Origin of the sequence: Paenibacillus faecis, assembly GCF_008084145.1 — a bacterium.
In the GTDB taxonomy this organism is placed as follows: domain Bacteria; phylum Bacillota; class Bacilli; order Paenibacillales; family Paenibacillaceae; genus Fontibacillus; species Fontibacillus faecis.
This window is the reverse complement of record NZ_VSDO01000005.1, coordinates 288696-302411: the sequence shown is the minus strand read 5'-3', so window position 1 is coordinate 302411 and position 13716 is coordinate 288696. Positions and strand designations below refer to the sequence as shown.

General features: G+C 50.2%; 12 protein-coding genes. 5 read left to right on the top strand and 7 right to left on the bottom strand.

Translation table 11 applies throughout. The features are described 5' to 3' along the window. Nucleotides 1–389: 389 nt before the first annotated feature. Entirely contained in the window at nucleotides 390–3323 is a 2934-nt protein-coding gene (locus FRY98_RS23035; protein ID WP_148456550.1) for a glycoside hydrolase family 3 protein, read from the bottom strand. Between the two features lie 153 nt (nucleotides 3324–3476). Here FRY98_RS23035 and FRY98_RS23030 point away from each other — a divergent pair, with 153 nt between their 5' ends. Both FRY98_RS23030 and FRY98_RS23025 read left to right on the top strand, forming a co-directional pair. Further along, on the top strand, nucleotides 3477–3674 hold the full coding sequence (locus tag FRY98_RS23030) for a hypothetical protein (RefSeq protein ID WP_148456548.1): 198 nt from the start codon (nucleotides 3477–3479) through the stop codon (nucleotides 3672–3674). Between the two features lie 180 nt (nucleotides 3675–3854). Next, a complete protein-coding gene (locus tag FRY98_RS23025) occupies nucleotides 3855–4856 on the top strand; it encodes a LacI family DNA-binding transcriptional regulator (RefSeq protein ID WP_148456546.1) in 1002 nt (333 codons plus the stop codon). On the opposite strand, the gene FRY98_RS23020 is transcribed toward FRY98_RS23025, so the two are convergent. Beyond that, nucleotides 4807–5598, bottom strand: a complete 792-nt coding sequence (locus tag FRY98_RS23020) for a MerR family transcriptional regulator (protein WP_148456544.1) — start codon at nucleotides 5596–5598, stop codon at nucleotides 4807–4809. The two genes, FRY98_RS23025 and FRY98_RS23020, sit on opposite strands and share 50 nt — an antisense overlap. 96 nt (nucleotides 5599–5694) lie before the next feature. Here FRY98_RS23020 and FRY98_RS23015 point away from each other — a divergent pair, with 96 nt between their 5' ends. Next, nucleotides 5695–6402 (top strand): CPBP family intramembrane glutamic endopeptidase, encoded by a 708-nt coding sequence (locus FRY98_RS23015; RefSeq protein WP_148456542.1) that lies wholly within the window; start codon nucleotides 5695–5697, stop codon nucleotides 6400–6402. A gap of 371 nt (nucleotides 6403–6773) precedes the next feature. Here the strand turns inward: FRY98_RS23015 and FRY98_RS23010 are convergent, their stop codons facing one another. Next, nucleotides 6774–8129 (bottom strand): helix-turn-helix domain-containing protein, encoded by a 1356-nt coding sequence (locus FRY98_RS23010; RefSeq protein ID WP_148456540.1) that lies wholly within the window; start codon nucleotides 8127–8129, stop codon nucleotides 6774–6776. Nucleotides 8130–8439: 310 nt separating this feature from the next. On the opposite strand from FRY98_RS23010, the gene FRY98_RS23005 reads away from it, so the two are divergent. Beyond that, nucleotides 8440–8976 (top strand): helix-turn-helix domain-containing protein, encoded by a 537-nt coding sequence (locus FRY98_RS23005; protein ID WP_148456538.1) that lies wholly within the window; start codon nucleotides 8440–8442, stop codon nucleotides 8974–8976. Nucleotides 8977–8981: 5 nt separating this feature from the next. After that, on the top strand, nucleotides 8982–9500 hold the full coding sequence (locus FRY98_RS23000) for a transposase (protein WP_249043429.1): 519 nt from the start codon (nucleotides 8982–8984) through the stop codon (nucleotides 9498–9500). A gap of 365 nt (nucleotides 9501–9865) precedes the next feature. Here the strand turns inward: FRY98_RS23000 and FRY98_RS22990 are convergent, their stop codons facing one another. From FRY98_RS22990 to FRY98_RS22975, 4 genes are all read right to left on the bottom strand, one after another. After that, nucleotides 9866–11122: a hypothetical protein gene (locus FRY98_RS22990; RefSeq protein ID WP_249043511.1), complete on the bottom strand. Its 1257-nt coding sequence runs from the start codon at nucleotides 11120–11122 to the stop codon at nucleotides 9866–9868. Nucleotides 11123–11149: 27 nt separating this feature from the next. Then, entirely contained in the window at nucleotides 11150–11536 is a 387-nt protein-coding gene (locus tag FRY98_RS22985; protein ID WP_249043510.1) for a DUF6985 domain-containing protein, read from the bottom strand. Between the two features lie 612 nt (nucleotides 11537–12148). Further along, the gene (locus FRY98_RS22980; RefSeq protein WP_148456532.1) at nucleotides 12149–13132 is read right to left on the bottom strand and encodes a BtrH N-terminal domain-containing protein; all 984 of its coding nucleotides are present in this window, start codon (nucleotides 13130–13132) and stop codon (nucleotides 12149–12151) included. Beyond that, on the bottom strand, nucleotides 13125–13688 hold the full coding sequence (locus FRY98_RS22975; RefSeq protein ID WP_148456530.1) for a PadR family transcriptional regulator: 564 nt from the start codon (nucleotides 13686–13688) through the stop codon (nucleotides 13125–13127). Before FRY98_RS22975 ends, FRY98_RS22980 begins: the two co-directional genes overlap by 8 nt. Between the last annotated feature and the right edge of the window lie 28 nt (nucleotides 13689–13716).

Here is a 13716-nt window from a genome sequence, read left to right as displayed (position 1 = left end):
ATCCACCGGCCAGAGTTCAAAGAGAGGCGGTTACAGCTATTGAACCCCACGGGTTAATGCAACGCTAGTGGGGTTTCTGCCCGCTTTTCCCAAAAATAAGGCCTCAAAAGGCCGCTATTTCCTGGCGAATGGCCAAATTCGACAAAATAAGGCCGTTTTGGGCCCTTATCCCGAGGGCGACCAACCGCCCCCGCATTTTTCACACCCCGCACCTCGCATTCCCACGCCACACATTCACATCCCACATCCCACATCCCACATCCCACATCCCACATCCCACATCCCACATCCCACATCCCACATCCCACATCCCACATCCCGCAAAAAGAACCCCGGACGGATTCCAAAGAATCAGCCGGGGTTCACCCATCCCTTATTCAGCTACAGCTTTACGCAAATTGAATCTCGCTGATCGCGACCGCTCCCGACAGAACCAGATACACGTCCTGCCGCCCGGCAACACCGTTCAGCTCGCAAGTGTACTCCTTCCACTCCCGGGAACCGCTAGCGTTCGCGTTCGAGTGCCACGCCAGCTTGCCCGCAAGCACTCCTTCCGGTGAGCCGAGGCGCACCTCGACGGCGGAGTCCGCCGCGCCCACTGCCGCGCGCACGCGCAGCGTCCCTGCGCCGCTTCCGAATTCCGCGTCCGCGAATGCGATCCATCCGCCGGTGCCTTTCAGCTCGACCGCGCTGCCGCCTTCCGCGCACTCCCCGATCCATACGCCTTCGTAGTCGTCGTAATTGATCGCTTGGGTCGGCTGCTTCAAATCACGCGGCGGGATCGTCTCGCCGTCCACCGTCAAGCCGGCCGACAGCGGCAGGTTCTCCGAGGATGCACCGGCCAGGAACGTGTAAGTGCCGCTTTCAACGCAATAGCGCTCGCGCGTCACGTCCCAAATCGCCAACTGCGAAACCGGGACGGCGAATTCGACTTCGGCCGTCTCACCCGGCTGCAGCATCACCCGGCGGAACCCGAGCAGCTGCTTGCGCGGGCGTTTGACCCGGGATTGGTTCGCACTTCCGTAGATCTGCACGACTTCCTCACCCGCCAGCTTGCCGGTATTCGTGACGCGGCAGGTCAGGCGGACCTCCGCTTCCGGAAAGCCGGTCGCATCCAACCGCTCCTCGGCAAGACGAAGCCCGTCGTACCGAAACGTCGTGTAAGACAGACCATGGCCGAACGGATACAATACGTCGCCCTCAAAATACTGATAAGTTCTTCCGCCCTTGATGATGTCGTAGTCCATAAACTCCGGCAACTGGTCCACGGATCTGTACCAGGTCATATTCAGGCGGCCCGCCGGATTGGTATCGCCGAACAGTACGTCGGCCAGCGCATGGCCAAGCTCTTGTCCGGCATGGGACGTGTACAGAATCGCCGGCACGTTGGCGTCCGCCCAGTTCAGCGCGTACGGATAACTGCCGACCACGACGACGACCGTATTCGGGTTCGCCGCGTAAACTTCCCGGATCAGCTGCTCCTGCGATTCCGGCAGCGTAATATCCGGACGGTCGATCGTTTCCTTCCCGTTGATCAGCGGATGGTTCCCGACGAACACGACCGCCAGCTCGGCATCCGCCGCGGCTTCCTTCGCCGCTTGTAGCTTATCCGTCACGATCTCCAGTTCGAACTCGTCGGCGTGGATGACTTTGGCTTCCGCCCCGGAGACTTCGGCCGCTCCCGCGACATTGATCTCATTCGCCGTTTCCGCCGCCTGGCCGTCCCCGACCAGCAGTTCGCCCGTCGCTTCGTTCACCGTCACCGGGGTGCCGTTCCAGGTCGAGAACGTGACGCGATCCGGCGCATGTTCCTTCGGCTGCACCAGGAATACTTCCTTCGTGAACCACTCCCAAATCTGCTCGGCCGAGGCTTTGACGATCTTGTCATCCGTGGTCCAGTAGCGGCCGTTCTCTTCCGCGATCAGGGTATGGCTGCCCCAGCCCCAATCCGTCATCTCGAATACGGCGGCTTCTTCCGCCCGCTCGGCCGTGGCCGCCAGCGCCGCAGACTCGCCGGCCTGGATCACGACGTAGCGGCCGGTCTTCTTCGATTTCAGGCGGACGCGGTCCGTTCCGGCGGCAAACCGGGTCTCCGCCTGCTTGCCGGCCGCCGACAATTTCTCGCGGATGCCCTGCAGCGGCGTAATCGCGTAAGGCAGCGATCCGCTGTACCAGTCCCGGTAGACGATGTCGCCGAGCGGTCCGATCACGGCGACCTTACGCAGCGCGTCCGCCTGAAGCGGGAGCAGGCCGCGGTCGTTCTTCAGCAGCACGGCCGCTTTCGCGGCGGCTTCCCGCGACAGCTCCGCATGCTCGGGCCGCAAAATGACGGACTCGTCGATCGCCGCGTACGGATTGCCCTCTTCCGGATCGAACTCGCCGAGCCGGAAGCGAACGCGGAACGTGTTGCGCAGCGCGGTGTCCAGGTCGCTTTCCGCCAGCAGCCCTTCTTCGAGCGCTTCGCGCAGCGCCTGCTTGATCACGACCGAGTCGTCCGTAATGCTGTCGATGCCGCCCTCCTTGACGGAGCGGGCGACCGCTTCTTTGTACGTGTCGAGGTAGCCATGATCACGGACGGTCCCCGTCACATCAAAGGCGTCGCTTACGACAAAGCCGTCCATCCCCCACTCCTGCTTCACGATCGCTTTGACGTCCGGACTCAAATTGGCCGGCACGCCGTTGATGGCATTATAAGCCGTCATCATCGACTGGGCGCCGCCTTCTTTAAACGGAATTTCAAACGCTTTCAAGTAATATTCCCGCATGTTGCGCGGATCAATGCTGACCGAAGCGTCCCCCCGGCCCACCTCATTGTTGTTGGCGATAAAATGCTTCAACGTGGCAACCGCTTTCAAATAAACGGGGTGATCCCCTTGTATCCCCTGAATGAGTGCGGACGCCAGCTTCCCGGTCAGAATCGGGTCCTCTCCATAGGCTTCCTCCGTGCGTCCCCAGCGCGGATCGCGCTCCAGATCCACCGTCGGCGCCCACAGCGTCAAGCCGTTGATTTCGGGATTCCGCCGATAGAAGCCTCTGGCTTCGTCGCCGATCACGCTGCCGATCCGTTTCATCAGCTCCGTGTCCCAGGTACAGCCGAGACCGATCGGCTGCGGGAACCCGGTGGCCTCCCCAAGCCAGGCCATGCCGTGCGCCGCTTCCGTTCCGTGTTTATACGCTTTCACACCAAGCCGCTCGACAGCCGCCTGATACTGAACCATCAGTTCCACTTTTTCTTCCAAAGTAAAGCGGGAAACCAGATCATTTACCCGTTCCTCTAACGGTAAGGATGTATCTTGAAATGGATAGCCGGTTTGTGCTGACATCGTTATCATCTCCTTCAGGCGTATTTTAAGCCAGATCCGAATGGGAGGATACCCGTAAAATTAGAGGCGTTTTCATATAGAATTCATTGGTGCGGATTGGAGAAAAGATACGTTTGGCCATACTGAGACTATGCTCGAGAGGAGGTGAACCCGGTGGACGATCAGACCGAGAAAGCCAAGGAACGGCTCGAACAGGCGCGGGCCAAAGATTCGACCGATGAAGGGCGGAAAAGCGCGTTTATGACAAAAGACGCGTGGAACCAGGACGGCAATCCCGCCGCGGCCGAAGACGAATTCGGTCCCGAGATGGAGCAGGAGCCTCCGCCCACGCTCAACGGCAAACCGCTGTAAAGCGCTGTAACGCGCACGAAAGAGGGGCATCCCGCCCCTTTTCCCCGTATTTTCACCTCCCCTTCCAAACCTCCTTCCCCGCCATGTTGACAAAACGAAAGCGACATTCTAAGATGTGGGGTAATCGTTTACGCTGTATGCAGCGTAAGAACTATTCCATCGTCTACGGAGGCAGCAGGAATGAAGCCAACCATTAAAGACGTCGCGTCCAAAGCCAACGTCTCTATTGCGACGGTGTCCCGAGTTTTGAACAATTTGCCCGGGTACTCCGATAAGACCAAGCAAAAAGTATATCAAGCCATTGAAGAGCTCGGGTATCAGCCGAACGCGATCGCCCGCGGTCTCATAAATAAACGTACCCATACCCTCGGCGTGATGTTTCCCAACGTTTCCAGCGATTTTTCTTCCGAGCTTCTGCGAGGCGTAGAGGATTTCGCACAGGATAACGGGTATAGCGTGATCGTGTGCAATACGGATTTCGACGGCAAAAGAACGCTGAAATATTTGCAGGTCCTGCGGGAAAAGCAGATCGACGGGCTGATTTTTTCAAGTGAAGTGCTGAAACAAGCATATTATGAAGTCCTGGAGGACATGCAAATTCCCGTCGTCCTGGTTTCCACCGAGAGCAAGTATCCCGTCCCGTATATCAAGGTCGATGACTTCCAGGCGTCCTTTGATGCCGTGGAGTACCTGATTCATTTGGGGCACCGAAACATCGCCCTGATCAGCGGGACAAAAAGCGATACCCTCGCCGGTATTCCAAGGGTGGAAGGATACAAGAAAGCCCTGGAGAAGCATGGAATTCCGCTAAATCCATCCTATATCGCCTACGGTGATTTCATGTTTGAGAAGGGCTGCGAGGCGATGGAGACTCTTTTGCACAACAACTCCGACTTTACCGCGGTTTTCGCCACCAGCGACGAGATGGCCGTGGCCGCCCTTGCGACCGCTGCCAAGCATGGCATCAAGGTCCCCGAGGATTTGTCCATTATGGGCTATGACGATCTGAAGCTGGCCCGGATGGTCGTCCCTCCCTTGACCACGGTTCGCCAGCCGCTGTACGACATGGGCACCATCGCCGCCCGGAAATTGATTCGGATGATCGAAACCGGAGAAAGGGAAGACAGCCAAATCATTGCTCATTCCATTGTGGAGCGACGGACGGTGAAACCTTTTCTATAGAAGACGGGGGCTGAGTTTCCTCGGCATAAGCGATACATCGGTCTACAAACTCCAATGCCTCTTGGGAAACCGGGTATAGCCCGGTTTCTTCCGCAGGCCGCTTGCGGACTTCCCAGAATTTCTCCTCCAGCTCGGCATCTCCCTGAAACGTTTCCTTCGTGAGATGTATGAACTCACGGCCAATCTCATACCCTTCTTCCGATTCCGGAGGGATCCGGTGTTTCATGCACCGCTCGATTCGCCGCAGCAAAGCCATATACCGCCGGGTGGTTTCATTATTTTGGCTGATATTGGGGAGAGACTTTTGCAGAAGCGCCTTTTCCTCCTCTTGAAAATAATCCGTCCATTTCTTCGCACCGGTCTGCGTCGACACTCGCACCAGCTGCGCCACCTGTTCCCAAGACAACGATTCTTCCAAATCGATCATATTGATTAGCGATGTGGTATTCGAAATGCTGGTTTGCAGTTTGGAGAGTTGTTCCTGCAAGTAATTATAATGCGAAACCAGAATTTGTTTATAAGTCAGCTTATCCAGCAAATCGCGCATGTCCTCCAAGGGGAGAGAGAGCGATTTGAGAATCATGATTTTCTCCAAATGAAACAAATCTTCTTCGGTATAGAGTCGGCGGCCGGAATCATCCTTAAAACTCGGCTTCAGGAGATCGATCTGATCATAGTAACGAAGCGTGCGAACCGAAATATTGCGCTGCTTAGCCACCTGGCCTGTCGTCCATCGTTTCATTTTTCTCCTCCTTCTGAAAAAAAGGCATTGAAGGTGACGTAACGTCATCCAATATGCTTAGTTTATAACATCCGCAGAAAGAGGGGAAAGAAGCAAATGAATGTCCAAAAAATAAGTTGGAAGGAACGGGATGCTTGGGGCCGGAAAGAATTTGTACTGCTAATGCTCCTTGAGTTTGGATTCGTCATAGGCTGCATTAAATTCGTCCTTCACCCCATGTATTCCCGGTGGCTGCATAATGATCTGTATGCCGGAACTTTAATGGGGCTGACCATAGCGGTTGTCCTTATTTTAGGGGTCTATGCGGTGGCCCTCCGCCCCAAAGGGCTCTCCTGGACGGAAGTGGGGCTGAAGCCGTTTGACCGGAAAAATTGGAAACTGATTGCTCTATCGAGTGTTGCCCTTTTGGTCGGTGCCGTGATCATTATGGAGCTTACCAGCTTTTTGGGGAATACGTATGAGAACAGCAAAACCGTGGCCTTACGGGAAAATACCACCTTCTTGGCGGTTCTCATCGCTTTCATCACCGGGGCCGTAATCTCGCCGCTTTACGAGGAGATCTTTTATCGAGGTTTTTTGTACCGCTGGCTGCGGACGCGGGTAGGTTTAACCGGCGCTCTGCTGCTAAGCGCATCGATCTTCACCCTTATCCACATTCCGACCTATAATGTCATGCCGGCGAATTTCTGGAGCGGCGTTATTTTTGCGTATGCCTACGAGCGTACGGGTTCCATCTGGCCTTCCGTTATCATTCACGGGGTAACCAATGGAATTATGGTTTTGTTGACGGTTATGGTGGGGTAGGGCGAAAAAGATGCAAATCTGCAGGTATTTTAGACCGGGGATCGAGGGAATGCGAAAAAAGATGCAGATCTGCAGGCATTTCTAGCGATTTCAGAGAAACGAGCCGGTTTCGTCGAAAATTCCTGCAGATTTGCAGGAATTCGATGTTATCCAGGTTGTTGATGGGCACCAGCCCAAAAAAAAGCCTATTAGACAGAGGCTTGTCTAATAGGCTTTTGATTAATAGAACAAAACAATCATTTTACGCGCCACCATGCTGTGTAAAAGTGGTGAAAATTGTAGAAGAGGTTTGATTTACACTACTTATGCTTGGATTAAAAATTATTAAGGATGCAAGTAAAGTCGCTACAATAACTAATTTTTTCTTCATACTAACAACGCACCTCACTAATTATATTTCTGTATTGTAAACACGTTTCTTCCGTGGCCATGTGTCTGGCCTGTTCAAAAAGTAACATAAACTTAATAATACTGCCTTCGTTATTAATAGATACTGAATTTTTCAGACCGGGAATAATATAATTAAAGGCGTTGCTGTAGTCTTTTTTGCGCACATAGTAATTGGAAAACTCATACAAAAACTTGTCATAGTGGTCGGGAATTACCTGATACAAATAAAAATCCTTGGACTGATTCTCATAAGCTTCTATTTCCAAACTAAATTGTTGGAGGATATGATCCACATCAAGTTGGTATCTATTAGCGGCAAACAGAACATTAAGTATACCCTGTAAGATCTCCTCCGGATGTTGATGGAGATACTCTACGTACTCGGTGAGAACACCGATATCCCCTCCCAAAAGTTTGTTGACATAGATATTAGCCTGCGACCATTTTGTGAACAAATCCAACCAGTGTTTAGTATCTGGGTCCGTTTCTTTTACCCAACTTAAATCCGCGTATTCATAAGTGTACTGCAATGCTCCCTCATAATCATACCTTGAATCACTAGCATCCGCACATAACAGTTTCGCGTACGCAATGTAGACAAATAACGGCCTGCTTAGTTTGCTCTGGATTTCCTGGAATTCCCTATCAGACCGCTTATCACTATAATATATTATTTTTGCCTTATGTTCCATCTCTTTTGCTAATGTCTCCACCCGGTCCCATTCCTGCAGAGCACGATACAAGTTAGCCAGATCCTTAAGCGCATCCAATTGCAGAACTTCATCCAATCGGTCAACGAAGGGTTCAAATTGATGCGCATATTTTAGATTTCTCGCCTGGTCTTCGCCGATTCGAATTTTGAACAGCCTGTACTGACATAAGGCCAGACGTTCGGAATACTGCTTCTTCTCGCTCATCGCCACATTTTCATACAGGATTTCGGCTGCTTCGAAGTTGCCATTTTTAAATAGCTCTTCCGCCAGTTCAAATAAAGGGGTGGAATACATTAAATCATCTAACAGCAAATTTACGATTTGCCGAACACAATCCAACTTTCCCAGCGTGGCGCATTTATGAAGGAAGGGGCCAATTCGGCGCCAATCCGGGTTTATATCCTGCAAATATTCTTTGATGTATCTTTCATAGAAATGTCCTTTAGGAAGTCCCAATACCTCTGTCATTCGGTCCAGATGATCTACGGTTAGCGTACGGTTTCCGTTGATCAGGTAGCTGACCGTTCCGACGTTAATCTCCAGCTTCTTGGCGAACTGGCTGATGTTCAAGTCATTCTGTCTGATGTATTGCGTAACTTCTGCAAGTATCGTAGATGAACTCAACCCAACCACCCCATATAAATTCTATTTAATAGCTTCAGGATTACATCTACAATATTGTATATGATGGTATTTTCTGTATATTAATGACTATATCCTTTTTTTGTACTCCGGTCAATTTTTATTGAGAGTCAAAGTTCCCTCGCAAGAAACAATTTTTGAGTGAGGGCGTTTATATATACAGGAAACTGAAACAACAGACTTTAGAATGAGGTGAATAATGAAAACACTAGACGGCCTCTAGTGCCCCTTCTGAGATCATACTTGGGAAAATGGGTAATAACATGTAACCCATTGATTTGAGGTGAGGGACATGACTGTATTTGTTCGCGACTTATCGAAAGAAGAAGGGAATCGACTTGTACGGATTGCCCGTAAAGGTGCCGATCCGGTGCAGGTGCGCCGTGCCCTGCTTATCCTGGCTTCGGCACAAAAAATGAAAGTGCCGGAAATCAGCCGGCTGTACCATATCTCGGGTGAACATATCCGTCATACCATCCACCGCTTCAACGTGGAAGGCATGGACTCTTTAAAGCCGCGGTACTGTGGAGGGCGTCCACAGACGTTTACGGCCGAACAACGGGCAAAGATCACGGAACTGGCCCAGATCCCTCCCCAAAGTGCGGGATACCCTTTCACAAACTGGTCTCTGTCCAAACTGAAGCAGGCCGTGGAAGACCGACACATCGTTTCTTCAATATCATTGGAAACTCTTCGAGTGATCTTAAATGAGGCCAAAATTACCTACCAGAACACGAAAACCTGGAAGGCCTCAAACGATCCGGAATTTGAATCTAAAAAAAACGAATCGAAGAGCTCTACAAGAATCCTCCAAAAGACGGGCGTGTAATTTGCGTGGATGAATTTGGCCCGCTGTCTCTTCAGCCTTACAAGGGCAAAGGCTGGTTTCCGCAGCGGAGACCAACCCGGCTTCGGGCAACCTATAATCGCCCTCATGGCGTGAAGCATCTGCTGGCCGCGTTGGACCTGAAGACCGACAAGCTTTACGGACATGTCTCCAAGACGAAGAGGCACCAGGACCTTCTTCGTTTCTTTCAGGTGCTGCGCCGACGGTTTCACCATAGCGAGCGCCTCTACCTTATCCTGGATAACTTTTCCCCGCATCAGCATAAAAAAGTGAAAAAGTGGGCCTCCGAGAACAACGTAGAACTCGTGTTCACCCCGACTTATGCTTCCTGGCTGAACCGAATCGAGTGCCACTTTGGACCGCTTCGGAAGTTTGTCCTCGAAGGAAGTGATTTTGCCAAACACCAAGATCTCGGATTAGCGATTCAGGCGTATTTACGCTGGCGAAACAAGAACAAACGTAAGGCCATTATTTTACGAGAGCAAAATAAGATCAAGGTTGTCTGAAGGGGCACTAGCTTCCCGTAAGGAGGTTAGAGAGCATAATGAGCAGAAGTGTCAAGAAATCCCCCGTATGGACGGATCACCGTACTCCCGGTACGCGATGGAGTAAGCGACAGGCCAGCAAGGCCGTACGCCGATTTGCGGGCGATTTTAAAAAAGGAAAGTGGTACCGAAAGGTGTATTGCTCCTGGAATAATTGCGACTATCGTTTTTTCAAAACGCGACAGCAGGCAATCGAAGAATGGGAAACATCACCATGGCGTCAAAATCGCTATTTGACCCGGGCCGAAGTTATCCAAGATTGGGAAAAGGTGTATAGAAGAAAATAAGCTCAAGCGTCGGTAAGGGAAGCCCGGCGCTTGAGCTTTTTATTCCAGGATGTTCCGGAGCTCGGGATTGCAATCATACTTTATCTCATCCCTTATAGATGTGGGCAGGATGTGATTAGCGATCATGATCGCTACACAGCGCTTACGGCAAATAGAACATAAGCCTCTTTGGTACAACGTAATTAGAATCTTTTGACATGAAGGAGTCGGATTCTTCTCAAAGATCTCCAATATACTGTAGCCAACGGTATGAAACGAGTCCTTGTTACGTCTTTTAAATACAACACGCTCCAATAACTGTAGATCGCTTTCAATAAAATTATGAATAAAAAGATCCAACGCTTCAATCTCAGTACTTTGCTGACCCATAAGCTGGATAGCAAGCCTATGAATGCGCTCATCCTTCATATTATGAAGCGCACGAATGGCCGCCGATCGAATACGGGGATGCCTCGATTGTACCAATTCCATTATTTTTTGCGGGTCAAGCGGGAATGCCCTTTTACCAAATATAGTTAAATACACTTCGAGCTTTTTGAGACTTCTCTCTTTCAGCAGATCACGGGCCGCTCTCAATAAGTCTTCTTCCGAGGCCTTCATGCCCCATTTAAGATAAGAGTACAGGGGGCGCTTTAAGTTTTCCAGAGATACCTTCAGCTCATCATAGGACATGTCGTAAAGCGGCTTTGAGGACAAGTCCTCCTTTGATTCCCGGGTTGCCGAACGCAAAAAAGCCTGTATATTCGCATCTTTCCGGCTCCCCAATAACTTATTTACGTTGTCTTTTCCCAAGTGCTCATAAGCAAAATCCAAAAGAAATTTATCCGCGATATAGTCTGAGGACATGACTTCCTTACCGATTTGTTCCGCAATAAATATTAAGCCTTGTTCACCGCCAGCTTCAATAACCTCCTCCCCGCCAAGGAAATCATTCCAGTCTTCGCGGTAACGGAACGCTTTTTTCATGGTCGCCAGAGCCGTCGGGTTGCCATTTAAAGCAAAAAGCTTTGCTAACCGAAACACCTGCAAGAAGTCCCAATCGTCTTCTTCAATATCTCTCTCCAACGTTCCGAGAATTCTTTCTTGCAAGGAATCGGACGCATGAGATAGCTGCATGACCTCCCAGAGATAGTTCTCCCTGCTTACATCACATTGAGGATCGTAGGCCGTATTTTTTATACAAGCCTCATATATAGCTTCAACGTACTTATCGGAAAGTGTCGGTGATTGCTTCAGATAAAGGATAACGCTCCCCAAGCCTCGGGCCAAATCATGGCGAAATTGTTTGATATTCATAGACTCCCCCTAAAAGCAAAAACCCCTCTATTCCTTGTAATCGTCTTCATCCCAAATGGAATGTTCCCCGTACCCCAGAAACTCCCGTACCTCGAGCACTTCCTGGCCCTTGAGGATGATTTCAATTCCATCTTCATAATCCCATTCCATTCCGGCGGAAAGGACAGCTCCAAACCGGGGATCCTGTGGATCATAGGGATTTCTATAGATATGAATGTCGCTTATAGAAATAAAGGGTAAAATACTCCTCCCCTGGGCCTCCAACAATCCCTCGGCTCTCCCCAAATTGGGATAAGTCTCGGTCAGGACTTCATCTTTCCAGGCACACATCTTATCGCACAATTGATCAACCGCCTCATCGGGCAGAGCATTTAAACCATGTTCGATATACGACTCCGCTTCCTCTAGGCACATGTCCTCCTCTCTGAAATGATACTCCACTCGATCATTCGTCAAAGCAAACAGGCCAAAGCCTGAAATGGCCTCACCATTTGGCGCGTAAATGTCTTCCTCTTTTCCGACACTCTCTAAATGAAATTTGCTGATGATGGATATTCCCTCCCATTATAAAAAGATGCAAATCTGCAGGTATTTGAGCCGGTTCACGAGCAATATGCGAAAAAAGATGCAAATCTGCAGGTATTTCTAGCGATTTTAGAGAAACGGGCCGGTTTCGTCGAAAATTCCTGCAGATTTGCAGGCATTTAGAAATTTTGGTCCCGAACAGGAAAAAAACATGCAGATTTGCAGGAATTCGTGATAATCAAGATCGTCTGATGGGGCATCCGTTACCGCAACCTCCCCTTTTGGCTTTGATGATTTCAGAACGGGCAGTGGTTACTTACTTTTCATCCTTCCTGTTATGTATCCATTCCAATTTTCGACAATTATCCCTACTTTCCTCTTTTGAGGTAAAAGAAAAGTCCCGCTATGGCCTAACTCTTACTGAAATGTCCCGCAAATCCTGTTCATTCATAGCAGTGGATACGCTGGCCTATCAAAAAAAGAAGGGCTGAACCCAGCCCTTTAACTACATAAATACCCCATGGCTACGCGCTCCTTATCCGCAATCTCGAGCAAAAGCTTGGAAGCCTGGTTTAACTCCTGCTTGTTTCCCGTTCTACCCGCAAAGTCGATCAATGAAGAAACGTTAACCCACATTGGAGCGATTTCAGTAAACATCAGGTATGCCTGTTCTACTTTTGGGTCTCCAAACAGATCGACGCATTCTTTAAGAAAATCCCGATACAGATTTCGAAACAAAGCGCCGCCCGTTCCCGCTCTTTCCATCAATAACGCAGTCAAGCATAGATCATGCTCAAAATTTTTGCTGCGCGAAGGCCACTTCAGGATTTCTTTGCTCATTTTCACAATGCCTTTATTCCCGATATTGCGAATGGGCGGATTCAAGTAGTCTTGGGCATTCCGGGTTAAGGATGACCGGATGGCGGGGATAAGCGGTGGAAAGGTGCCGATCGGCTCGATCGTAAAGGAACGATTTCTGGAGCTCATGGGTCCCTTTGCGTTTCTAGCCATCGCCAAATGGGCCAAACTCGTCTTCACAAGTCCTCCCTGTTGTCTGGTATCCGCCATGTAGGCGTATTCGTCATCCATGCCATAAATCACTGCATAGTGGCCGGCGAAGTGCACTTTGTTCGTGAAATAATCCAAATAATAGGAGTCCAGCTTAAGCCCCACGGGAATTCCGCTTTCGATGAAGCTCCGTACGTTCCGCCACGCTTTTTCGACGGACGAGGTTTCTTGCGTCTTGACGGTGATGTTGAGCCGGGATGCTAGGCAAGCAGTGATTTCATCCGGCTTCACCCTTCCCCCAATAAAAGGAAAGTCCATTCCCTTCGAATCCCAATAAATGAAGCCCAACCCTTGCCCAAGACCAAATAACATCGGCTCCGATAGTCGGACTCCTGCAAATTGAAGTAAATTGCCCATGGTTGTCGTCTCGCAATGTTCCCCTTGAAAAGGGCTGAAGCCTTCAATGATCTTAGTCATGATCCCTCGTCTCCTCCACCAATTCGTTGATTATTTTTGCAACGAACGCTTGCTCGCTCTCGATAAGACTCATCGGATGAAGGAATAACGCCCTTACGTACAGCGGTAATCGAATCGAGCCTTGCGATTCGTACTTCTGTCTTATATGTTGTAAAGCCTCCCCAAGCACAACCTGCCGTTTCCGCAAAGCTTCAATCGCTTCATCCTTATCGATAAAAGGTAAAGCGGCAAGCCCGAGATCGAATCGGTTATCGCGCTCTCGCGAAGAAGATAGGCCGTTGATGATTTCATTTCTCAGCGTTGCCATCCCGGCTTCCGTGATGACAAATCGGATCGGCATAGGTCCCTTGCCGGACTTCTCACCTGAATCCTCGGACTCGATCAATCCTTTATGGTTCAATTTCTTCAATCCAGCGTAAACCGAAGTCGTGCCGATATTCGCCCATTCCCGAAAGCCGCGTTGATCGATTAACTTGTTAATGTCGTAACCTGACGCTTGATTGCATTCCGCGATAAGTTGCAGCAGCATAAATTCAACATTCGAAATTTGGTTCATTGCGAGACCCCTTATAATTAATATTTCA